Raw genomic sequence first — 22,718 nt, 5'->3', positions numbered from 1 at the left:
GTATCTTTCTAGATTCTGTTGTAGAATAGAACCTTGACGCATGAATTTAGGAGAAAATAGAATGAAAAAACTGACACGAGGCGCGCTCTGGGTGACATTTCTCATTTACTTAGCAATCGTCATTCGATTGGTCGTGTTGAAGGAAATGGATGCAGAAAGCGCTGTAAACAATATTTTTGAACGAGAGCAGCCAAGTATTTGGACCCGCAATAACTTTACACTGTTTGAAACAATCGGACTTTACTGGAACGACACTCGCATCCCCTGGACGGTCCGGTTGATGAATCTCGGAGGCAATGTCGTGGGCTTCATTCCATTTGGTTTGATGTTACCGTTATTGTTCCGTCACAAACCATATTTCCTGCTGACAGTCATTTACGGGTTCCTGTTTAGTCTTGGACTAGAGCTCGCTCAGTGGTTTATGGCTGTGGGAAGTTTTGACGTGGATGATTTATTCTTAAATACCATTGGTGTCATCGTCGGGTATATCGTATTCCGGGTGCTGCACGTTATCTTTCCAATCCGGAACTATCTCTATTCACCAAAAATAAACCGCTCTTCCTGATTGTGTTCAGGAGAGCGGTTTTTGCATGCTGAATAGGATTTTTGTGTGAATGGACCGGGGAGGTAGTGGTAATGGAACTGTCTAGAAGTCGAAATAGACCGGGTAAATCCCGCAAACGGACCTTCATAATAGATACTCTTTCCATAGCGGCTATATTGGACCGGTTACGAACTATTAATGGACCGGGTAACCCATGCGTATGGACCTCCCTCCTCCTCCTTCCTCAATTACCCTTCCGAAGTCACATAGCTTGGTTTCTACCTGAAGTTTATGGTAGCTTATAAGACAAAGGTGGGAAACACATGAAATGTACGCGCAGTTTGGTCTGGGGAAGTCTTCTATTATTTCTTTACTTCATAAGTTTAGGAGCCGTATGGACAGGCCTTCAAACCCAGTGGCCACAACTCGGCCATCCCCTAGGGGCACTTGTTTTACTAGTGTTAGCCTACGTGGCGATGGAAAAATCGGTCAGCTACCTAGCGAAAAAGAGAAGCTGGAGCTGTTAAGAAATTGCTGTGAAATCGAACACACAAGGAGAGATTTCACATGAAAGTATTCGTAGTTGGAGCAAATGGACAGGTTGGACACGAACTGGTTAACACGCTACACAAGAACGAGTCTCATGAAGTCACGGCCATGGTTCGAAAAGAGGAGCAACAAAAAGACTTTGAAGATAAAGGGATTCACAGCGTACTCGCTGACTTAGAAGGTTCGGTCGATGATCTCGCGGAGGCGATGAAAGGCTATGAGGCCGTCATCTTCGCAGCAGGTTCAGGCGGAAGCACAGGTCCTGACAAGACTTTATTGATTGATTTAGACGGTGCCGTGAAAACTGTGGAAGCCGCTGAAAAAGCAGGCGTAAAGCGTTACGTTATGCTAAGTGCGTTTGGTGCAGGTGACCGCTCAACATGGAGCGATGAAATCAAACCATACTATGTTGCGAAATACTATGCAGATCATCACGTGGAGGAGTCGTCGCTCGACTGGACGATTTTACGTCCAGGTGCATTAACGAATAACACCCCAACAGGCAAGTTTGCAGCCGGAAAAGACGCAAAACCAGGTGACATCACGCGTGGTGACGTCGCCCGCGCTCTTGTGCATGTTGTAGATGATTCATCGACTTCGAAACAAGCAATTGAACTCGTGAATGGTGAACACCCGATTGCAGATGCATTAAAAAGTGGGCTATAAATAAGACGGTCAGTACTTCATGTGCTGACTGTTTCTTTGTATAAAATGGGATATACTTAAAGAAAAAGGAGGCGCCGCCATATGCAATTGCGCATTCGTTCTTCTGCACCTCATGCGAACGTCCTCACGCACCTGTTTGCCAAAAACCCTGGGCGACGTCATGAACGCCATGAAAAAGACCAAGCCGTTCGCTTTACCTATCTGACAGCGACCGATGAAGAGATCGATGCACTTCTTTATGTGGAAACAAATCCTATGTCGTGGACAAAGTCCGCAGATGGGCCAATAGATATCACTCATTATATACATGACCGGAATATCGTGACGAGCACCGTATTTTTGTCTTTAATACGCACCACGCTAGGGACGGCATTGAATGGCAAAGTTAAGGATGAGTGGGCGGAATGGGTCGACCACAAGTTCCCTCTAATCGTCACCGTTGGACCCGTCGCGACGGCCTATTCATTAGAAGAAGTCACTCGGTTATTTGAACCCTTAGGCTACACAGCCACTTACAAACTTCCCAAAGAAGAAACCGTCCTAAAGGAGACGGCACGAAAATCTGTTTTCCTTCTTACCTTAGAAGGAACGGTTTCTTTGAAAATGTTACTTAGTCATCTTTGGATTTTGCTGCCTATTTTAGATGCAGAGATGCATCACTTCCTTGATAACGAACAAGTTGAAAAACTGAAACGTTACGGGGAAGGGTGGCTAGACAAACATCCGCTCCGTGAAGACATCGTGCGGAAGTACGTGAAGTTTCCAGGATTGGTTGAACAATTCATTCCTAAACAAGAGCGGGGAAATACGCAACCTCGTTTAAACGACGCACGCTATGAGTGGATTGCTGAACAAATCGATGTGCAAAAAACGCGAACTGTTGTGGATTTTGGTGCAGGAGGGGGGAAACTTTCGGAACGTCTTGCATTTATGCCGGGTATTGAACAGATCTGGGCAGTTGAACCATCAGCACGCGCACTTAAAAAAGCGCACAAACGATTTGAAGCGCTGACCAATCGAAATGGCTGTTCTGTTCCAGAAGCAGCTTGGGGCTCGCTGTATTATTATGATGCCCAATGGAAAGATAAAGGAGCTATCGTTCTCTGCGAAGTCATTGAACATATCGAAGAGGAGCGACTTCCGACTATTTTTAACATGATTTTGCATGATTATTTCCCGAAACATTTAATTCTTACTACTCCAAACAGTGAGTACAATGCCGTCTACGGGCTTGAGACGTCTCGACATACCGATCACCGTTTCGAATGGACGCGTGCAGAATTTCAAGAGTGGTGCGAGAAGATGAACTTACACCAGATTTACACGATTACATTTCACGGCATCGGAGAGCACCATCCGGAATTCGGGTCACCGACACAAGCAGCTATCTTTACACGAAAGGAGTGGACTCGCCCATGACGATTCAACTTCCGTATGCAGGGATCGTGTTATGTATCGGACCCTCTAACAGTGGAAAATCTACTCTTCTGAAACAGTGGGTAGCGGACCGTACCATCTCACAAGATGAAATAATCAGTTCCGATGCGTGCCGTCTTCAAGTCAGCGGCACTAGTTTTACGCCATGGTCACACGAAAACCCTCAAAAGCAAGCATACTTACGCGAAGAATACGCACAGATTTCTGAGCAAGCCTTTCATCTGATGGAAACATTGACGGAAGCCCGCCTGAAATTAGGAAAACTAGCCATTATCGACGCAACGAATTTGGCAGCGGTCGATCGGGAGCGCTACCGCAAGCTCGCACATCGGTATCACTTACCGCTAGTCGGTCTCATTTTTTCCATCTCTGAAGAACAATTACTTATAAGGGATGAGAGACGTGATCAGGCGAGAGGGTCGCGCCGCATTAAAACCCAGGTTCGCCAGTTAAAGGGAGAACTACGTACGATTGAGCGTGAAGATTTTGATAGCTTATTTACAATTGAAACCAGCATAGAAGAGGTGAAACGAGCAACTTCTCCGTACACATTGGCCATTGATCAAGGACTAGACATCATCGGCGATATTCATGGTTGTATGGATGAATGGCTTGAACTCCTTATGAAACTCGGTTATGAACGGGGAGCTGACGGATTGTATCGTCATCCGGAAGGACGAAAAATTTTATCACTTGGTGATGTGATGAGCCGTGGTCCTCGCTCACTCGATGCGATGTTGTTTTTTGAAAAACATATTGAAGCAGGACTTGCCTATATGATTGATTCGAATCATGGGTGGAAGATTGCACGCTGGCTTGACGGACGAAAAGTCACGCTCACGCACGGCGATGAAAAAGTAGAAGAAGAGTTTCAAGCATATGAGCGTGCACACGGAAAAGACGCCGTTCGTGATTTGAAAAATCGTATGAAACGAATGCTGCTGGAGGCACCCTCTCATTACATCATTGAGGAGGCAGGTATCCCGTTAGCCGTTGCAGTTCACGCTGGTATCCGTGATGAATTTATTGGTCGCCACTCTGCAAAAGTAGCCGACTTTTGCCGTTATGGTCCGGTCATAGGTGTGCAACCGAATGGCAAGCCGACACGAGGGGACTGGACGATTGAACATACGTTGCCTGTCCTTGTTGTCTGGGGACATGACCCACGTCCGGTTCCGGTCGAGATTCAGCGCACCATCAACATCGATCAAGGGGCCGTATTTGGGGGGGAGTTAACCGCACTCCGTTTGCCCTCAAAAGAACTCGTCCAAGTTGACGCAAAAGACTATGCCCAGGCGGTCATCAATCCATTAGAAGAATGGTTTGAAAAACGTTTGAAGCCACCTGCAATTCAAAAATGGTTAAATGGCTTCACCGCGAAGACGAGTGATGGAGCAATACGAATTAACAGTCAACAGACGAAGACAGCTCTCGATTACTTTTCACACGCTACACTTCCGTTGGAACAACTGGTTTATCTGCCTCCAACGATGAGTCCACCACCAGTGTCAGATCGTCATGACTATTTGGAACATCCGGAAGAAGCGATTGCCTATTTCGAGAAGCAAGGGATTCATGAGCTGATTGTCGAGAAGAAACATATGGGAAGTCGCGCAGTGATCCTGCTCTTTCAATCGACAGACGCCGCGCGCAAATGGACCGGCTATTCAGATACGGTCGTTATCACATCCCGTACAGGAAGGGACTTCTTTGAAGGTGAGCGAAAGCGGGCCATGCATGAACGCATTCACGAAGCCGTTAGGAAAGCAGGTTACTTCCAAGAGTTTGATACAGAATGGCTGTTACTCGACGCAGAAATCCTTCCCTGGAATGTGAAGGCGGGAGAATTAATCGCAAGTGAGTATGCACATGTGGCACATGCAGCTATTTTAGACCGTTCGGAAATTGTCAACACCCTCTCTGAAAAGGCGACAACCGATGTCTCAGATTGGCGAGAGCAAGCTGAAAAAGGTCTAGAAGACGCACATGCTTTCAAAGATGCCTACGCACCGTACGTCTGGTCTGTGGAAAACGAAACCGCTATTCAAGTTGCCGTATTCCATGTCCTTGCGCATCAACACGAACTTCTTACCTCAAAACCACATTCTTGGCATATGGAACAAAGTCAAAAGCTAGCCGATGTGAGTGATGTGTTCATTGCCACTGAGTACCGATTGATTTTCGGGGAAGAGGGCAAAGAGGAAGCTATTCGCTGGTGGCATGAACTGACAGAGGCTGGTGGAGAAGGTTTCGTTGTGAAACCTCTACATTGGTCGGTAACGGGGGCAAACGGCCGAGTGGTTCAACCAGCGATGAAAGTAAGAGGCCGCGAATACTTACGTCTGATTTATGGTATGAATTATTTAGAACCGGAAGTGCTGGCGTATGTGAAAAAACGGTCATTGAAAAAGAAACAACAAATGGCACTTGATGAATATGCCCTTGGACTGGAAGGGATTCGAAGGTTGATTCATCAAGAATCTGTTGAACGCATTCATGAGTGCGTACTTGCTGTTTTGGCAATCGAGTCAGATCCAGTCGATCCGCGTCTATAAAGAACGGTTGCTAGTGCATAACAGTTGTGTGCACTATCGAAATAGCAGGTCGATAAGGGATACAATAAAAGCGCTGTTCTAGTAGCTGATTGCTCAGCATAGATTGGTTGAGGAATGCCCGCCTTCATTTTTTAGGAGATTCCGCAACCGGAAAGTAATGGAAATGTAACAAACGGGTCGCTGACACTCATTGCAAATGAGTATGAATTCTTTCTACAGTCGCCACCCGAGACACAAAGGGGAAAGCTCGCAAACGAAGCAGTGTCAAGGTTTCAACGCGGGGAAGACGTGGGAAGAATCCATGAATGTATCATAGGCGCGTATGCGTTAAATTCGAAAAATTAAAAGAAATTTGTCAAATGATGTAACGAAATCAACTCTTAAACGTACTGAAATAGTATAGAAACACTATAGGTTTATACTTGTAAGTAAGAATCAGGCGTGAGGAGGGGGAAGATGTACAGCTTAATGGAGGATTTTTTCGGGATGGTCAAAAATGTCGTAGCCATGGGCCTTTATTTCGTTGTTGGGTTTCTTGGTGTGGTGGGAATTGTGTACCTGCTCACCCATCTTTTCTCCATGGTCGCTGCCGCATCTGTTCTGGATGATCAATTCCGTATTGTGTGGCAAACCATTCGCTATCGCATGTGAAAAAAGCAGCTTGCATCGAAGACGATACAGGCTGCTTTTTTTGTTTACTTCATTTCAAACCCTTGTTTCTTCAAATAGGCACTGATTTCTTCGCGACGCGGGGCTTTTAAGAAGTCCGCCATCTGTTTTGTCCAGGTCGTGCTCTTTTGATTGCTGCTGCGTTTCTCGTAATACACGTGAATCGTCTCATCGTAAGCAGGGAGCAATTCCGCATACTTCTCCGCATCGTACGTATTTTCATGAAGAATGGCCTCGACTGGAAGACGCGGTTTCACTTCGTTTGTCTCGACCGGCACCCCTAGCGTCAACCCGTATACCGGAAAGACGCCTTTTGGTAGTCCGACCAATTCACTGATCTTCTCGATATTGCTCCGCACGCCGCCTATGTAACAAATTCCGTACCCCTTGGACTCTGCGGCAAGAGCAAGATTCTGAGCCATCAACCCCACATCTGTGACAGCGACAATCAAGTTTTCCGCTAAATCATACACGATCGGCTCGTTGTGCATGTCAGATGCGTGCGTGAGTCTCCGGTAATCTGCACACATCAACAGGACAGCTCCAGCTGTTTTCATTTGCAACGGATTATTGGACAGTTCTCCAAGAGCCGCTCGCTTTTCTTCATCCGTTACCCACACCACACTGTAGGTTTGGACAAAATGAGAGGTTGCCGCCATTTGTGCAGCTTCTATTAGCTCACTCACTTGTTCGCGTGTCAGCGGTTGCCCGTCATAATGACGAACAGACGCATGTGATTTCATGAGTTCAAGTACCATCGATTCCCATCCTTTCGAGTTCAATTCACGTATTTAGTGTACCATTCCGTCGAAAAAAACGTGTACTTCGCCAATCGAAGCACACGCATGAATTAAAAGAATAGGTTGAGTAGTTGATAGAACAGTGCGGCAAGAGCAGCCGAAATCGGCAATGTGATAATCCACGTAATGACGATTTTTCGTGCTACGCCCATTTTACACCTTTTACACGCTGTGCTGAACCTACCCCCATAATGGCCGAGGAAATAACGTGTGTGGTCGAAACGGGTAGTGCGACAGTCGTCGCCCCGAAAATAATCATGGCAGACGATAAATCCGCTGCCGCGCCATTCACCGGACGAATCTTCATGATCTTTCCGCCGACCGTTTTAATAATTTTGTATCCACCTACAGATGTTCCAAGTCCCATAGCAGTGGCCGCAGCAATTCGCACCCACAAAGGAATGTCCGTAGTGGTTTGTAAGTTAGCTGCAATCAACGCCATAGTGATGATTCCCATAGCTTTTTGTGCGTCATTGGTTCCATGTGTAAATGCTTGCAGAGCCGCTGTACCGATCTGGAAAATCCGGAAGCGACGGTTGGTCTTATAGAGACTGGCATTTTTAAATAGGATTTTAAACAAACTCATCATTAAAAATCCAACCGCTAGTGCGATAAAAGGAGATATCAACAAGGCTTGCAAGATTTTGAGAAACCCATCGTAATTCAGAATTCCAAATCCAGCAGCCGAGATGGCAGCTCCTGCAATTGATCCGATGAGTGCGTGGGACGAACTAGAAGGAATACCGTAATACCATGTAATTAAGTTCCAGGTAATGGCTGCAAGAAGAGCCGCCAAAATGATGACAGATCCATTGGATAAAGCAAACGGATCGACAATGTCTTTCGTAATCGTCTTCGCCACGCCCGTAAACGTCAAGGCTCCAACAAAGTTCATAATAGCCGCGAGCAATACCGCTTTCCGCGGGCTAAGTGCACGTGTGGAAACGGATGTTGCGATTGCGTTAGCTGTATCATGGAATCCGTTGATAAAATCGAACGCCAAGGCGAAAATGACCACTAAAATCGTAAGGGTTAATAAAATATCCATTGTCGTCTCCTATGCGTTACGCATGATGATCGTCTCAACAGTATGGGCTACATTTTGTGTATAGTCTGCGATCTCTTCTAATTTTTCATACAAATCTTTGAACTGCATAATGCGGATTGGGTTTGTTTCTGTTACAAACAATTGTTTGAGAGAAGAACGGAATATTTCGTCGCACTTGCGTTCGAAATCTTTGATTAAAATGGAATGGTCACGCATAGCGAGAAGTTTTTTCTTCTGAAGAAGCTCCATTGCTTTGACCATCTCATCACTTGCTTTAACAATCAAGTTCACAAATGTGCGCATGGACTCATCGATTTCAATAAGTGAATAAATTTCTAAATGAGCTGTGAAATGCTCGAGGCCATCTAACACGTCGTCCATGCGGACTGCGAGGGCTAGAATGTCTTCACGTTCGATAGGTGTCATAAAAGCATGATTTAATCGTCCAATCAGTTCATGGACCAATTTATCACCTGCTGTTTCGTAGGCTTTCATCTGTTGACTAAGTTCTTGCAAATCTTGAACCGTAACTATTTTAAAGTCCTCTGTATAGTGTGCTGCTTTTTGAACATTCTTCGCAATGTCATAAAGTGCATGGAAAAATGGATCTGGTTTTTTGAATCAAACATGTGTGTCCCTCCTGGACGTAGTATGTGAAAACTTCATCATAATACCACTATTTTTGCTTTGTCACTATAGTTTTTATTCGGGATGTACAAAATTTATAAAGCCGTAATAATAAGATTCTACTTATTCTCAAACTATATTAATATAGTTATAGAGACGAAAAGAATCCCCCTTCTCTAAAAAGAAGGGGGTAAAGTTTAGAAGAAAAAGAGACCAATACTGATGACGATTCCACTTAAAATTAAGACGAATACACAATATCCCATTATGTCTTTTGCTTTCAATCCAGCAATTGCAAGCGCTGGAAGTGCCCAGAATGGTTGAATCATGTTTGTCCATGCATCGCCCCAAGCGATGGCCATGGCCGTTTTGGAGTAGCTGACGCCAAGTTCTGAAGCGGCCTGTAACATAATAGGAGCTTGAACCGCCCATTGTCCTCCGCCGGATGGAACGAAGAAGTTGACCAGTCCTGCTGCATAAAACGTAAATAGATGGAAAGTGTACTCATTGGAGATGCTCACGAATGCTTGCGACATGACACCGGCAAGTCCGGACGTGACCATCATTCCCATGATTCCTGCATAGAATGGGAACTGAATGATAATGCCAGATGTCGTTTTCACTGCAGTCGCTACGGCAGCTAAATAATTTCGCGGTGTGCCGTGGAATAGAATGCCTAGTATGAAGAACAGTGTATTTACAATATTTAAGTTCAAATCAAAGCCACGTGTTGAAAAATGCCATACGAGATAGACAATACCAATGGCTCCAATCAAGATGGATAAGATATAGCTATCTTCCATACGGGAAGCAGGTGTAATGGTACTTGGTTTTTCAACCACGACTTCATCTTCAAGAAGTTTTGGATCAACAGTGAATGTGTCTTCTGGTTTTGGCATCATTAAACGGTTGAGAATAGGGACGGTAACCAAAAGAGCCAATACGATGACTAAATTATATGTAGAAAACAGAGTTTCTGATGTAGGGACGACACCCATAATGTCTTGGAAAGGATGGTCGACAGTAGCGATCGAAAGCGGAATTGACCCGGCAAGACCTCCGTGCCAAATGATAAATCCGGAATAGGCACTGGCAATCAACAAGCGGTAATCAACCGTTGTTACTTTTCGAGCAATTTCCTTTGCAAATAACGCACCGATAACGAGACCGAAGCCCCAGTTGATCCAGTTCGCAATCAAGGCAACAACGGTTACCAAAATAATCGCGCCGCCTGCTGTTTTGACTGTCCCGGCTAACTTACTTAGTAGGCGTTTGATCGGTGGACTAGAAGCGAGCACGTGACCAGCTAAAAGAACAACGACCATTTGCATCGTGAAGGCCAGTAAGCCCCAGAAGCCGTCTCCCCAGTATGTAACCATATCGAGAGGGCTTGATTCAGTTAAACCAATCCCAAGTAAGAAGACTAGGAGCGTCAGAATAATAACGAATATGTATGGGTCCGGTAAATAACGCTCCATTAACCGATTCGAAAAACGTGTAAGGGTTTTCATAAATTCCTCCTTGAAAAGTTTTTGTACACCCCTAGAAGTATATCTCAAATTCAGACTATTCTCTAGAGTGAAATTTTTTAAGAAACGATGAAACTTTCCAGATTTCGCAACGTATAACTAGATGACCACTAAATATGACGGAAATTGGCAGGTGATGTAGGATGGAGATTTTGGGCTATTCGATGGAGCAAGTGTACTTCTTCGTGCTCGTCTTAATGGCAGCTGGAACGTTCTTATATTTATTTTTTGGTGATGTAACGGAAGCCATCGGAGAAGGAATTCCTTTTCTCCACCCGACACTCGTGCTCGCCTTCGTCACACTCACGTCCGCTACCGGGTTTTTCTTGGAGTGGCTGACGGATCTAAATAGTTGGATCATTTTGATTGCCAGTTTGTTGATTGCCGGAATTTTAGATATGCTCATTTATTTCTTCGTCTTGATTCCGATGGCGTCTGCGGAAGTATCGCTTGCGTATACGGATGAACAGCTTGCTGGACAGGTAGCGACAGTGATCATCCCAATTCCTGCAGATGGCTACGGCGAAATTTTAATCGAGACCGTCAATGGCAATCTAGCGAAGCGGGCGACTGGACTTGAGAATGAAGACATCGACTATGGCAAGACCGTGTTAGTGGTGGAAGTAGAAGATGGTACGTTCTATGTAAAAGAGTACGAACCAATTAAAATTTAGGGGGAAACACACATGGGAATGGAATGGATCGTAATTGGTATTGTTGCGTTTGTCTTGCTTTCAGTCATCGGAGTTTATGTTGCCAAGTACAAGACAGTAGGTCCGGACGAGGCACTCATTGTAACAGGAAGTTATTTAGGTTCAAAAAATGTACATACGGATGAGAGCGGCAACCGCATCAAAATCATCCGTGGTGGAGGTACGTTCGTACTTCCTGTATTCCAACAATCCGAGCCACTGAGCTTACTTTCAAGCAAACTAGAAGTTACCACTCCGGAAGTATATACAGAGCAGGGAGTTCCTGTTATGGCAGACGGAACGGCAATCATCAAGATTGGCGGAACGATTCCACAGATTGCAACTGCAGCTGAGCAGTTCCTTGGAAAATCAAAAGAAGACCGTGAGATCGAAGCGAAGGAAGTTTTAGAAGGTCACTTACGCTCCATCCTTGGTTCGATGACAGTCGAAGAAATTTACAAAAATCGTGATAAGTTCTCGCAAGAAGTTCAGCGCGTTGCATCCCATGACCTTGCGAAAATGGGACTAATCATCGTTTCGTTCACAATCAAAGACGTGCGTGATAAAAATGGGTACCTTGAGTCTCTAGGGAAACCACGTATTGCTCAGGTGAAACGTGATGCCGACATCGCGACAGCGGAAGCGGAAAAAGAAACACGCATCAAGCGTGCCGAAGCGTCCAAAGATGCCCAGCGTGCAGAGCTTGAACGTGCGACAGAAATCGCGGAAGCGGAAAAAGAAAATCAATTAAAAGTCGCTGAATACCGCCGCGAACAAGATAGCGCAAAAGCTCGTGCCGACCAAGCCTATGAGCTAGAATCTGCACGTGCCAAGCAGCAAGTAACCGAACAAGAGATGCAAGTGCAAATCATCGAGCGTCAAAAGCAAATCGAACTAGAAGAGAAAGAGATTCTGCGTCGTGAGAAGCAGTACGATTCAGAAGTGAAGAAGAAAGCGGACGCAGACCGCTATGCAGTCGAGCAAAATGCAGCGGCTGACAAAGCGCGCCAAATGGCATCTGCAGATGCAGAAAAGTACTCGATTGAAGCACGTGCTAAAGCGGACGCAGAAAAAGTTCGTCTCGACGGGATGGCGAAAGCCGATTCTGAGCGTGCACAAGGGGAAACGGAAGCCGAAATCATTCGCTTGAAAGGTCTGGCGGAAGCAGAAGCGAAACGCAAAATCGCGGAAGCCTTCGAGCAATACGGACAAGCGGCTGTTCTCGATATGATTGTCCGCATGATGCCAGAATACGCGAAACAAATTGCTGCTCCACTTGGCAACATCGACAAGATTACAGTCGTCGATACAGGAGGTGGCGAAGGCGGTGGCGCTAATAAAGTCACGTCTTACGCAACCAATTTAATGTCGACTTTACAAGAGACACTCAAAGCATCATCAGGAATCGACGTGAAAGAGATGCTGGAGAACTACTCAGGCAAAGGCACGATTCGCCCAAGCCTCGACCGCATCTCAGACGGCCTGTTTGCTGAAAAAGCAGCAGATTCATCAGAGTCTGATGGGAAGAAGAAAGAACTGCAGACGACATTAAAAGAAAGCTAACGAAAATGTACCCCAACCTCTCGAGGTTGGGGTATTTTTGTGGGGAGAAGGTTGATTGTGGGTGGTGAGTGGGTGTTCGGGGGTGGTGAGCGGGTGTTCATTAGCCATGAAACGTGATTTATTGGCCATGAATCATAAGTTATTGACCATGATTAAAGAGTTATTAGCCATCGTGGTCGTTTCATTAGCCTAAACTATAATTATGGAAATCTATTAATAGAAAAAAACTAATTGGTTTTAGATCTTACTAGAAAGAACTTAAGTAATAAGCTCCTCCAATAGAATCTTTCAACAATTAGCTTTTTATCAACTCAACTATTTATTGTTTATCTCCATCCATTTTACTTGTTTAGGGGTAACTGTATGATAAGAGCGATTACGACGATTTCCACTGATTTGTAATCGTTTCGATTGTATTAAATCTTGAAGATTTCTTGATCGAAGAGACGGGATTAATTGTTGTAGCATTTGCATAGATAAATTTTCTCCCATAAAGTGAAACAAAAGACAAATGTTCTCTGGTAACATGGAATTTACTCGACATTTACAATTCATGCACACCCAAGTCTTTTCAAATAATTTAGCCATTGAGTAACACGCCATGCATTGCATACCGTTAAGTAAATCTAATGGGGATACACTATATCGTTCACACATATTCGTCTGCCAAAACGGAGTCGCTTTCGATTGGATTCGTCTAACCAAGGGGCGAAGCGACACATTCGCTGATTCTTCATTCGGAAGGTTTGAAATGAATGCGGGTAACTGCTTTACAAATAATAAAGGATGGGGTGCTTCGAACATAAGGGGGTCAATCACTGCCGACCGGTTTGCCCATACGATAGCTGTGTATACCGGTACAGATTGATTTCCAAGAAGCTTTTTGAAGTGCATGACATTTCGCGTCATCTGTGTGAAGGGACAATCCATGGCTTGTACTATCCCATCAAGTGTCCGGACTAGTTGGGGCGGAGCGTGTTGCAATCGTATGTGCCCTTTAATATTTTTTACTTCAAGTAGAAGAATATAGGATTTTGTGAAGATGACGAAGTCGATTTGAATGGAATATGCGTTGGGGATGCGCATGTGGAAATCATGGAGGACGTATGCAGATTGATTATGTAGAGCTTCCTGTAAATACGAGAGCACCCTCTCTTCACCGTGTCGACCAGCTAATTGATTACTCTTCATGGATAACAGCAAAGGATAGCTCGCATGAGTAGATGGAACCCTCGCAAGAAACATTTGTAATGAGTTTCTCTGTGGTTCTGGTGAAAACACTTTTATAAAAACTCCTCCTTGGTAGCTTATACTTCCTGAACCTTCTTCCATGAATTCCGCTGCTGGAACGTGGCAAAGGCAACACCCCAGAACATGATTAAGAACAAATAATTGATAAATACAAGGTCGTGGTTGTTAAAGAAAATAAAGACGGTTGACGTATATACGATTGCTGTCATAACGGTCGCACGTAGCCTATACGTTAACCCGAGGTGAGCCTGTATGACAAAAAGAAGGATGGAAATGAGGAAGGGTAAATGAAAGGTCATAGGCAGCCTCTTTTCTAATGGTATTTTTTCTCATTGTAGATAGTATTTGTTTGAATTGCAAGATAATTTTGAAGTGGGGAAGATCTTTCTAGCAAGGGCTTGTGTAGTCAGGTTTCAATCTTGTTGGTAGGTGCGAGGAGATTTGTTTCTATAATTTCATTTGTGACTAATGGGATGCCAATCATGGAGAATAAAATACGAATCATGGCTAATAAAAAGAGATTCATGGCCAATAAAACGAAACTCATGGCCAATAAAACGAAACTCATGGCTAATGAACGCCCGCTCACCCGCCCTGAACGCCCGCTCACCAACCCAAATCCACCACCAACCCACCCAAACCTTACCCAATCTATGCTATACTCAATACCAATAACCAATACCCATCAGAAAGAGGCTACGTATGCTAAGCTTTGAACAAAAACAAGCGATCATCGAATCGTTCCCTGAACTCACCAAAAAACAGATCTCTCTGAAACGTCTGAACTACCACTTTGAAGACAGCCAGTATGACAAGACGATTGTCGTGCAACAACTTCACCCGAACGGCAACGGATTCATCTTTGTTGGGGAAGGTGGCCCCTACGAGGCAGATGAACGCGGTCTGATCAATATCTTTGATGCGACAGAAGACGACATCAAAGAAATGATTCGCTACTCGATTGCGCTTCTGTCGACAAAAGAAGAAGACGCATCTGAAGAAGCAGGCGAACAAGTGTGGCGCAACCGTGAAGGTGGCGAATTGAAGCTCGTGAACGAAGATGATTTATGGAACATCTATCATGGCCTGAACTTAGAAGATAGCTTTGAATCACAAGAAGCGGCTATTCTCTATCTAAAAGAAGAAGGCTTCCGTCGCAACTAAAAAACCTTAGCTTTCCCAATAAACGGGAAGCTAAGGTTTTTGTATGTTATGACTGTTTCGGCTGAACTTGCTCGAGTGGTTCTGTTGCTGGACCTTCTAGTACGTCACCGCGGTAACTGAAGCGGGAACCATGACATGGGCAATCCCATGAGCGTTCCGCTTGATTGAATGCGACATCACAGCCCATATGTGTACAAGCGGGCTTTACAAACGTCACAGCCCCTTGCTCATCTTTATATGCTGCCAGCTTCTGACCGTCGACACGAACGATTTTCCCTTCATCCAAACCGAGTTCGTCAAGAGATGCCTCGGCTCCCGTCAATTTCCCCTTAATCAATTCTTTCGCCACACCCGCATTGTCTTTAATGAAGCTACCGACATCCTTTGGCTTCAATTTTGAGCGTGTTGGCGAGAACAGTTCTTCATAAGGATTGGAACGGTCAAGGGCCAGGTCATGCAATATGTGAGCGGCTGCAATTCCATTCGACATTCCCCACTTTGAGAATCCGGTTGCGACAAAGACATTCGGCATGCCTGTCACCATTTGTCCGATGTATGGAAGATGGTCAAGAGGGGCCAAATCTTGAGCGGACCAGTGGTGGGTCACTTCTGTTGTGCCGAAGTGTTCTGCCGCAAAATCCCGGAGCTTTGCGTAATTGTTTCGCGTGCTCTCTTCGTGGCGACCAGAGACATGTCCTTCGCCACCGATTTGGAGGAGTCGTTCGCCCGATGCATCAAGCACACTACGAATGGAACGAGTTGGACTTTCTACATTGATGTACATGCCGAGGTCTTCCTGAACATTCCCGCGTAAAGTCATCGCGTAACTGCGTTCAGGACGCATGCGAGAAAAGTACAGTCCTTCAAAATCGTTAAACGGGAAGTGACTCGTGACGAGAACTTGCTGGGCATCCACTTTATGGCCATCCACCAGTTCAACTTGACTCGGCATGTGAACCGTCTTCGCGCGGGAGTTCTCATAAAATTTGACGCCTGCATCAGTTGCTTCTTTCACAAGAGTAGCCAATAAATATACAGGATGGAACTGTAATTGGTCATCGAGCCGTAACGCCTTCCGAATGGGGAAAGGTAGGTCGGTTTCGGTCGTAAGCGTTGCGCCTGGAATACCTAGTTTCTGATACGCTTCATACTCTTTTTCAAGTTGCTCCTCACCCTTTGTCGACTCTGAATAGAGGTAGGCAGGACGAGTCTCTAAACCGCAGTCGATACCAAGCTCATCGACGAGCTGTTTAACCCAGTCCATGGCTTTTCGATTGGCTTCGTAGTAATCCCCTGCTTGCTGTTCTGAAAACGTGGAGATCAATTCGTCGTAAATTAATCCATGTTGCGCAGTAAGTTTCGCAGTTGTATAACCCGTTGTCCCGTGAAGCAATCGGCCGCCTTCTAGAACCGTTACAAGCCGACCGGAATTTCGCAGTAAATACGCAGCTGTAATGCCGACGATACCGCCTCCCACAATAACGATATCTGTTCGAATCGATTCATTTAAAGGGGCAAATTCCGGAATTTGAGGACCATCGAGCCAGTAAGACGAAGGTTCATTTGTAAACGATTGAGTCATATAAATTCCTCCTTCATTGTTCTTCAGTATTGTTCCTGTACCCTACTTCTAATCAAAGTAACACCGGCAGAGAAAAAATTTCCAAACCTATGTGTCTATACTCACTCAGAAGAGGGTATGAGAACTAGTGATTAGCATAAAATTAAAATGAATGGAGGCCAGCACATGTTCGACAAGTACGAAGTTCCACCGTTTTTCGACGAAATGCTTGAAAAAGATAAATCCCCTAAGCCGCATTATCAAAACTTCTATCAGAAACTACAAGAAGCGAATGAAGAAACGTTGAGAGAGAAGCATGAGCTCGCCCAACTGTCATTTCTTAGACAAGGCATCACTTTCACAGTCTATCACCAGAATGTAGGAACAGAGCGGACGATGCCATTTGACTTCGTACCGATTATTATACCCGATGAAGATTGGAAGAAAATCGAAAAAGGGATGGCCCAACGCACCGAAGCCTTGAACTGTTTTTTAAAGGATATTTACCATGAAGGTAAAATCTTAGAAGCGGGGATTGTGCCAAGAGACCTTGTGGAAAACAACGCCTACTATTATAAAGACCAGGCGGCAGGTGTTCGTGTACCTCTTGATAACCATATTTTCCTTGCGGGAATCGACCTTATTCGGGATGAGCATGGGAATTATAAGGTCCTTGAAGACAATCTGCGGAATCCATCTGGAATGTCCTATGTTTATCAAAACCGCTACGTGATGCGTCAAGTATATCCGGAATTTTTTGCGGAAGAACCTGTACATACGTTGGAGCACCAATTGACGTATCTCCACGAAGCGATGCTCGACCATGCACCGGAAGGCGTGGGCAATCCACTAGCTGTACTGTTGACGCCGGGGATGTATAACGCGGCTTACTATGACCACGTGTTTCTTGCCCAGCAGATGGGCCTCCATCTTGTGGAAGGACGGGACCTTGTCATTAAAGACGACTATGTTTTTATGAAAACGATTCGAGGACTGCAGCGGATTGATATCATTTATCGTAGAATTGATGATGACTATCTAGACCCAGAAGCATTTCGTCCGGATTCGATGCTAGGAGTACGGGGTCTTGTCGAGGTATATAAAAAAGGAAATGTGGCCATCTTGAATGCAATAGGGAACGGAGTAGCAGATGATAAAGCGATGTATTCCTACGTACCTGATATGATCCGTTTTTACCTGGACGAAGAGCCAATTATCGAAAACGTTCAGACGTATCGACTAGAAGAAGAAGAGACGCGCAACTGGGTGCTTGAGAATATCCGGAAACTCGTCATCAAGAATGTAGGTGAATCTGGAGGCTACGACATGTTGATCGGACCTCATGCGGATGAAGACGTGATTGAGAGTTTCAAAGAAAAGATTTTAGGGAATCCGAAACAGTACATTGCACAGCCTACGATTCAGTTGTCACGGGCTCCATCCTATCAGGGAGAAGAGTTCTACCCTTGTCATGTTGATTTACGGGTTTTTGTGATGCGCGGAAAAGAGACGCATGTGCTTCCGGGTGGCCTTTCTCGTGTGGCACTCAAAAAAGGTTCACTCGTCGTCAACTCGTCACAGGGTGGCGGTGCAAAAGATACATGGATTTTAAAGAATGGGGGAACGCACGATGCTGAGCCGCGTAGCTGATGCCCTCTACTGGATGGCGCGAAACATAGAACGATCCGAAAGTCATTCCCGCATTATGCACGTCCATCTGACGCAGATGTTAGAAGCGGGGAATAAAGACATTTTTCAAGAAGACGATTATCAAGTGTTATTTGAAGTTTGTGCGACGTCAGATGAGTTAAAAAAACTTGAACAACAAGGAAAGACACGTGTCGAAGATCTGATTTCCTATCTAGCATTTGGTAAAGGAAACTTGAATTCTGCGCTATGTAACATTCGAATTGCCCGTGACAATGCACGTGTCACCCGTGATTATATTCCGAATGATTTATTTGAAGCATGGAACCAATTTTATTTGACCTCGCAAAATTTGCCTGAAAAGCCGTACTCCATCCATAAAATGCGCGACTTTTTCAATGAGACGAAGCAGGCTTCTTATATGGCCCAAGGCATAATTGAAGCAGCCATGTCGCGTGATGTGGCATATTATATGTTGAAGATAGGAAAATGGCTGGAACGTGCAGAAAAAACAGCACGAATCTTGAATGTCGTCAGTGAACAGACGAAAGGTCGAGAAGAAGTGTATGAAACAACGGACTATTATTATTGGTCAAGTGCTCTCCGCATGGTAAATGGGTATGAAGCGTATTTGAAATCCAATCCACCACGGATGGACGCGACGAAAATTTTATCGTTTTTAATAACGAATGAAGATTTTCCGAGATCAATCCGGTATTGTATGGATCATGTCAGGGAAGCAATTGATGCACTTGAAAATGCGAAAGTCGCCCGTTATTCTGTTGAGCTCTACGAGGCGATGGATGCCTTACGACGTGAATTTAACGATATGAAGATTCAAGATTTAGATACGAATCAAACCATAGACTTCTTAAATCAATTCCAAAACAAGTGTAATCAGATCGGGCAGATCTTCTCGAGGACGTATTTCCTGATTGAACCGGTTACCACTACTTTCTCTCAACATCAAGAGCCAGCCCTTCCGCCAGAAATGAGGAGAAAGACAGCTATGAAGTATAAAATTGAACATACAAATGTCTTTGACTATGAGACCGTGGTCGATCAAAGTATGAATTCTATCCGTCTGAAACCACGTTCCGATGAGTGTCAGCGATTATTGTCTTATCGCACCGATATTTCCCCAATGACCATCACGAAAGCACATACAGACATCTGGGGGAATAGTGTGGAGACATTCTTTATTGCCGAACGTCACCAACATCTAGAAATCAAATCGACCTCCATCGTTAGTATTCAGCGCAGTCCATTCATTAATCAGATTGACTACTCCCCGGAGATGAAAGACATTTTCCATTCAGATCTATTCCAGGAACACTATGCCGGTTACTTAGCAAATACAGCGTATACGTATTTGAATACCGAACAGATGGACCGCGTGGATGCAGCGATTGGCTTGATGAATAATCCCGTTCAGTATTCCATAGATGTGATGCGGTATGTGTATGACGTGTTCTCCTATGACCCAAACGCAACGGATGTAAGTACGAAAGCGACAGAGTCGTTTGAATTAAGTGGAGGGGTATGTCAAGATATGGCGCACGTCATGCTCGGCATTTTACGAACCAAGCAAATTCCTGCACGTTACGTCAGTGGGTACTTATATGTGGGCGAAGATTCCGCACTCGTAGGCGATGCAGCAAGCCATGCATGGGTAGAAGTCATGGTTCCAGGGATTGGATGGGTCGGGTTAGATCCAACCAATAACGTAGAAGCGTTAGAAAATCACATCCGGATGTGTGTAGGACGTGACTATTCTGACGTAAGCCCTGTTCAAGGAGTCTATCGCGGAGGTGCGGCGAGTATCGATGTAAAAGTAAGTGTTAGTTTAATTTCTTCCTGATAATATAAGCCATTTGCAAGGGATTCACCTTGTGAATGGCTATTTTTTTGTGTTTTGTTATGTGAAATCGCCTGTGTAATGTCATTGTCATATTTGTTTTTTGATTGTTATAGACGTTATGTCCCTGTTTTGTATTTGATAGTTTATTTCAATAGTCCTGTTATCATCCTGCAATGTTGAGGTGGTACGATTGGTACTGTTAGTGAAAAGGAGGAATTTCAATTTATGAAAAAGCAAATCGTTGCACTAACCGCTATCACAGGTTTATTCATTGGCGCAGCTAATGCGTCTGCAGCTGAACAATCATATACAGTTAAAAGCGGGGACACATTGTGGTCCATTGCACAACAAAACAAAGTAAGTGTGGAAAATCTACAAGAGTGGAACGACTTAGAGTCTTCAGTGATTTTCCCAGAACAAGAATTAACACTCGAAAAGTTCAAGTCGTACACAGTGGTTAGTGGCGATACACTTTACAACATTGCGAAAGCATATAATGTTTCTGTTCAAGATATTCAAGGCTGGAACGGTTTGTCATCTGACTTAATCCTTCCTGGACAAGTCGTATTTGTTGAAGGAAATGAATATAATGCACCAAAAGCAGTAGAAAGTTCACAAGCTGTAAATACATCAGCAGGAACGTCTGCTTCTAATTCGACAACAGCATCTGCACCAGCAGCATCTCAATCTACGAAATCTACTCAACAAGCTTCAGCACCAGCTACTGCACGTACATTAACAGTAGAAGCAACAGCTTACACAGCGTATTGCACAGGGTGTTCTGGTACAACAGCAACAGGAATTGACTTACGTTCAAACCCGAACCAAAAAGTTATCGCAGTTGATCCAAACGTGATTCCACTTGGTTCACGTGTATGGGTAGAAGGCTATGGTGAAGCCATCGCTGGAGATACAGGCGGCGCAATCAAAGGAAACAAGATTGATGTCTTTATCCCCAATCAACAAGACGCTCTTAACTGGGGCCGTAAATCGGTTACGATTAAAATCTTAGACTAATAGAAAACGAGTAACGAACATAGGAACCTCAGACTTCTGTCTGGGGTTTATTTTTTTTGCATGTACGCCTTTTTAACTCTTTTCTTTTTGGGAAAGTCTACTATGATAAGGAAATATTTAAGGAAAGAAGGATGTTTTTGTGTGGAAAAAGCCAAAGCAGACCGGTGATTTAAACCTGTTTCATCTAACGTGGCCCATCTTTTTAGAAGTCTTTTTGTTCATGCTCATGGGAATCGTGGATACGTTCATGTTAAGTTCGCTGTCGGACGATGCCGTTTCCGGGGTGGGAGCTGCCAATCAATACATTCATATTGCCATTTTAATTTTAGAGGTCGTTGCAGCAGGTGCATCTATTGTCGTTGCTCAGTTTTTAGGTTCGAAGTTAATTAAAGAAGCATCCCGTGTGGCTGCACTATCAATTACCTTGAACCTGGTTATTGGAATTGTCTTGAGCATCATCTATTTGATTTTTGCCAAAGCAATGATGGTGGCGATGAACCTTCAAGGTGATGTCTTGGATTACGCTCAAAGTTACCTATCCATTGTGGGAGGTGCAATCTTCTTACAGGCGATCATCAACTCTCTTTCGGCAGTAATTCGTGTACACGGATGGACGAAGCAGACGATGTACGTTTCTCTAGGAATGAACGTGATTCACGTCATTGGGAACTATGTACTGATTTTCGGTAAATTTGGGTTTCCGGAACTCGGCGTGGAGGGAGCAGCTATCTCTTCAATCGGAAGTCGTTTCCTAGCAATGCTCGTCTTTTTCTGGCTCTTCTATCAAGTGATGGAAGTGCGAGTGAAGTGGAGAGATTATTTCAATTGGTCAAAAGAGTATGTAGGGAAAATCTTGAAAATTGGACTTCCTGCCGCATTTGAGCAGATTCTCTACCAAGCCGCTCAAATTGTGTTCTTGTTCTATATTACGTATTTAGGGGCTGAATCACTGGCTGCCCGTCAATATGCGCATAACATTTCAATGTTCACGTACTTGTTCGCTATTGCAATTGGTATGGGGACAGCCATCATCGTAGGTCGTTTTGTTGGTGCAGGTCGTTCGGAGGAAGCATACATCCAGCTATGGAAAAGTGTACGCTATGCCATGACGTTCACAGTATCCGCTGTGGTACTTGTTGTCCTTTTCAGGGAACCGATTATAGCCATCTTTACGGATAATCCGGAAGTACTCAAGTTAGCAGCCCAAGTACTGGTCCTTGGCCTATTTTTAGAGACCGGTCGTACGCTAAACATCGTGATTATCAACTCGTTGAGAGCTGCTGGTGATGCACGTTTTCCAGTGCTCATGGGAGCGATTTCGATGATTGGAATCAGTTTGCCACTCGGGTATGTTTTTGTATTTATCTTCGATTGGGGACTTGCTGGTGTGTGGGCGGCGATTGCCATTGATGAGTGGACGCGAGGACTGATCATGCTGTTCCGCTGGAAGAGCAAACGATGGAAACGGTATGCTCTTGTGAAACCTTTACCTGACGGACAAGAAGCCGAGTCACTATAAAGTGACCCGGCTCAATTTT

The 22,718-nt window shown here is 44.6% G+C and carries 19 protein-coding genes and 2 pseudogenes; 13 read left to right on the top strand and 8 right to left on the bottom strand.

The genetic code is table 11. The features are described from left to right. Positions 1-61 precede the first annotated feature (61 nt). The 6 genes from ACFO0S_RS07955 to ACFO0S_RS07930 all read left to right on the top strand — a co-directional run bounded on the left by ACFO0S_RS07955 (position 62) and on the right by ACFO0S_RS07930 (position 6,402). Positions 62-565, top strand: coding sequence for a VanZ family protein (locus tag ACFO0S_RS07955; RefSeq protein ID WP_378141280.1), 504 nt, complete (start codon positions 62-64; stop codon positions 563-565). Positions 566-867: 302 nt separating this feature from the next. Beyond that, the gene (locus ACFO0S_RS07950; protein WP_378141279.1) at positions 868-1,071 is read left to right on the top strand and encodes a hypothetical protein; all 204 of its coding nucleotides are present in this window, start codon (positions 868-870) and stop codon (positions 1,069-1,071) included. A gap of 40 nt (positions 1,072-1,111) precedes the next feature. Beyond that, a complete protein-coding gene (locus tag ACFO0S_RS07945) occupies positions 1,112-1,759 on the top strand; it encodes an SDR family oxidoreductase (RefSeq protein WP_378141278.1) in 648 nt (215 codons plus the stop codon). 81 nt (positions 1,760-1,840) lie between these two features. Continuing rightward, positions 1,841-3,178, top strand: a complete 1,338-nt coding sequence (locus ACFO0S_RS07940) for a 3' terminal RNA ribose 2'-O-methyltransferase Hen1 (protein WP_378141277.1) — start codon at positions 1,841-1,843, stop codon at positions 3,176-3,178. After that, positions 3,175-5,751 (top strand): AAA family ATPase, encoded by a 2,577-nt coding sequence (locus ACFO0S_RS07935; RefSeq protein ID WP_378141276.1) that lies wholly within the window; start codon positions 3,175-3,177, stop codon positions 5,749-5,751. Before ACFO0S_RS07940 ends, ACFO0S_RS07935 begins: the two co-directional genes overlap by 4 nt. Positions 5,752-6,207: 456 nt before the next feature. After that, a complete protein-coding gene (locus ACFO0S_RS07930) occupies positions 6,208-6,402 on the top strand; it encodes a hypothetical protein (RefSeq protein WP_378141274.1) in 195 nt (64 codons plus the stop codon). A 44-nt stretch (positions 6,403-6,446) separates the two neighbouring features. Here the strand turns inward: ACFO0S_RS07930 and ACFO0S_RS07925 are convergent, their stop codons facing one another. The 4 genes and pseudogenes from ACFO0S_RS07925 to ACFO0S_RS07910 form a co-directional block, all read right to left on the bottom strand. Beyond that, complete coding sequence (locus tag ACFO0S_RS07925; RefSeq protein ID WP_378141273.1) at positions 6,447-7,178, bottom strand: NADPH-dependent oxidoreductase; 732 nt, start codon at positions 7,176-7,178, stop codon at positions 6,447-6,449. Between the two features lie 92 nt (positions 7,179-7,270). Continuing rightward, positions 7,271-8,268: pseudogene (locus ACFO0S_RS07920) on the bottom strand (anion permease). Positions 8,269-8,277: 9 nt separating this feature from the next. After that, positions 8,278-8,886 (bottom strand): annotated as a pseudogene (locus ACFO0S_RS07915) (DUF47 domain-containing protein); the annotation flags it as partial. A gap of 206 nt (positions 8,887-9,092) precedes the next feature. Further along, a complete protein-coding gene (locus ACFO0S_RS07910; protein WP_378141272.1) occupies positions 9,093-10,406 on the bottom strand; it encodes a short-chain fatty acid transporter in 1,314 nt (437 codons plus the stop codon). 161 nt (positions 10,407-10,567) lie between these two features. Between ACFO0S_RS07910 and ACFO0S_RS07905 the strand changes: the two genes are divergently transcribed. Together ACFO0S_RS07905 and ACFO0S_RS07900 are read left to right on the top strand one after the other, a co-directional pair. Next, entirely contained in the window at positions 10,568-11,098 is a 531-nt protein-coding gene (locus tag ACFO0S_RS07905) for an NfeD family membrane protein (RefSeq protein WP_378141270.1), read from the top strand. Positions 11,099-11,110: 12 nt separating this feature from the next. Then, positions 11,111-12,679: an SPFH domain-containing protein gene (locus ACFO0S_RS07900; RefSeq protein WP_378141269.1), complete on the top strand. Its 1,569-nt coding sequence runs from the start codon at positions 11,111-11,113 to the stop codon at positions 12,677-12,679. Positions 12,680-12,994: 315 nt separating this feature from the next. On the opposite strand, the gene ACFO0S_RS07895 is transcribed toward ACFO0S_RS07900, so the two are convergent. From ACFO0S_RS07895 to ACFO0S_RS07885, 3 genes are all read right to left on the bottom strand, one after another. After that, positions 12,995-13,960 carry a nuclease-related domain-containing protein gene (locus ACFO0S_RS07895; RefSeq protein WP_378141268.1) on the bottom strand — a complete coding sequence of 322 codons (966 nt, stop codon included), beginning with the start codon at positions 13,958-13,960 and terminating at the stop codon, positions 12,995-12,997. 26 nt (positions 13,961-13,986) lie between these two features. Beyond that, positions 13,987-14,229: a hypothetical protein gene (locus ACFO0S_RS07890; RefSeq protein ID WP_378141267.1), complete on the bottom strand. Its 243-nt coding sequence runs from the start codon at positions 14,227-14,229 to the stop codon at positions 13,987-13,989. Between the two features lie 107 nt (positions 14,230-14,336). Then, positions 14,337-14,609, bottom strand: a complete 273-nt coding sequence (locus ACFO0S_RS07885) for a hypothetical protein (RefSeq protein ID WP_378141266.1) — start codon at positions 14,607-14,609, stop codon at positions 14,337-14,339. A gap of 23 nt (positions 14,610-14,632) precedes the next feature. Between ACFO0S_RS07885 and ACFO0S_RS07880 the strand changes: the two genes are divergently transcribed. Then, positions 14,633-15,094 carry a hypothetical protein gene (locus ACFO0S_RS07880; RefSeq protein ID WP_378141264.1) on the top strand — a complete coding sequence of 154 codons (462 nt, stop codon included), beginning with the start codon at positions 14,633-14,635 and terminating at the stop codon, positions 15,092-15,094. Between the two features lie 46 nt (positions 15,095-15,140). Here the strand turns inward: ACFO0S_RS07880 and ACFO0S_RS07875 are convergent, their stop codons facing one another. Next, entirely contained in the window at positions 15,141-16,676 is a 1,536-nt protein-coding gene (locus ACFO0S_RS07875) for an FAD-dependent oxidoreductase (RefSeq protein WP_378141263.1), read from the bottom strand. 165 nt (positions 16,677-16,841) lie between these two features. Between ACFO0S_RS07875 and ACFO0S_RS07870 the strand changes: the two genes are divergently transcribed. The 4 genes from ACFO0S_RS07870 (at position 16,842) to ACFO0S_RS07855 (ending at position 22,699) form a co-directional block, all read left to right on the top strand. Then, entirely contained in the window at positions 16,842-18,305 is a 1,464-nt protein-coding gene (locus tag ACFO0S_RS07870; RefSeq protein WP_378141262.1) for a circularly permuted type 2 ATP-grasp protein, read from the top strand. After that, complete coding sequence (locus ACFO0S_RS07865; RefSeq protein WP_378141261.1) at positions 18,286-20,163, top strand: alpha-E domain-containing protein; 1,878 nt, start codon at positions 18,286-18,288, stop codon at positions 20,161-20,163. Before ACFO0S_RS07870 ends, ACFO0S_RS07865 begins: the two co-directional genes overlap by 20 nt. A gap of 225 nt (positions 20,164-20,388) precedes the next feature. Further along, on the top strand, positions 20,389-21,180 hold the full coding sequence (locus ACFO0S_RS07860) for a LysM peptidoglycan-binding and 3D domain-containing protein (protein WP_378141259.1): 792 nt from the start codon (positions 20,389-20,391) through the stop codon (positions 21,178-21,180). A gap of 139 nt (positions 21,181-21,319) precedes the next feature. Beyond that, a complete protein-coding gene (locus ACFO0S_RS07855) occupies positions 21,320-22,699 on the top strand; it encodes an MATE family efflux transporter (RefSeq protein ID WP_378141258.1) in 1,380 nt (459 codons plus the stop codon). The last annotated feature ends 19 nt before the right edge of the window (positions 22,700-22,718 follow it).

The organism is Chryseomicrobium palamuruense (assembly GCF_042649045.1).
Classification (GTDB): domain Bacteria; phylum Bacillota; class Bacilli; order Bacillales_A; family Planococcaceae; genus Chryseomicrobium; species Chryseomicrobium palamuruense.
The sequence above is the reverse complement of the archived record's forward strand: the minus strand, read 5'-3'. Positions and strand labels throughout refer to the sequence as shown.

What these genes read in the sequence shown, in the direction of transcription:
- ACFO0S_RS07945 (WP_378141278.1), top strand. Translation starts at nt 1,112, where the DNA reads ATGAAAGTATTCGTAGTTGGAGCAAATGGACAGGTTGGACACGAACTG.
- ACFO0S_RS07955 (WP_378141280.1), top strand. Translation starts at nt 62, where the DNA reads ATGAAAAAACTGACACGAGGCGCGCTCTGGGTGACATTTCTCATTTAC.
- ACFO0S_RS07890 (WP_378141267.1), bottom strand. Translation starts at nt 14,229, where the DNA reads ATGACCTTTCATTTACCCTTCCTCATTTCCATCCTTCTTTTTGTCATA.
- ACFO0S_RS07900 (WP_378141269.1), top strand. Translation starts at nt 11,111, where the DNA reads ATGGGAATGGAATGGATCGTAATTGGTATTGTTGCGTTTGTCTTGCTT.
- ACFO0S_RS07950 (WP_378141279.1), top strand. Translation starts at nt 868, where the DNA reads ATGAAATGTACGCGCAGTTTGGTCTGGGGAAGTCTTCTATTATTTCTT.
- ACFO0S_RS07930 (WP_378141274.1), top strand. Translation starts at nt 6,208, where the DNA reads ATGTACAGCTTAATGGAGGATTTTTTCGGGATGGTCAAAAATGTCGTA.
- ACFO0S_RS07870 (WP_378141262.1), top strand. Translation starts at nt 16,842, where the DNA reads ATGTTCGACAAGTACGAAGTTCCACCGTTTTTCGACGAAATGCTTGAA.
- ACFO0S_RS07935 (WP_378141276.1), top strand. Translation starts at nt 3,175, where the DNA reads ATGACGATTCAACTTCCGTATGCAGGGATCGTGTTATGTATCGGACCC.
- ACFO0S_RS07910 (WP_378141272.1), bottom strand. Translation starts at nt 10,406, where the DNA reads ATGAAAACCCTTACACGTTTTTCGAATCGGTTAATGGAGCGTTATTTA.
- ACFO0S_RS07865 (WP_378141261.1), top strand. Translation starts at nt 18,286, where the DNA reads ATGCTGAGCCGCGTAGCTGATGCCCTCTACTGGATGGCGCGAAACATA.
- ACFO0S_RS07905 (WP_378141270.1), top strand. Translation starts at nt 10,568, where the DNA reads ATGGAGATTTTGGGCTATTCGATGGAGCAAGTGTACTTCTTCGTGCTC.
- ACFO0S_RS07925 (WP_378141273.1), bottom strand. Translation starts at nt 7,178, where the DNA reads ATGGTACTTGAACTCATGAAATCACATGCGTCTGTTCGTCATTATGAC.
- ACFO0S_RS07880 (WP_378141264.1), top strand. Translation starts at nt 14,633, where the DNA reads ATGCTAAGCTTTGAACAAAAACAAGCGATCATCGAATCGTTCCCTGAA.
- ACFO0S_RS07860 (WP_378141259.1), top strand. Translation starts at nt 20,389, where the DNA reads ATGAAAAAGCAAATCGTTGCACTAACCGCTATCACAGGTTTATTCATT.
- ACFO0S_RS07940 (WP_378141277.1), top strand. Translation starts at nt 1,841, where the DNA reads ATGCAATTGCGCATTCGTTCTTCTGCACCTCATGCGAACGTCCTCACG.
- ACFO0S_RS07875 (WP_378141263.1), bottom strand. Translation starts at nt 16,676, where the DNA reads ATGACTCAATCGTTTACAAATGAACCTTCGTCTTACTGGCTCGATGGT.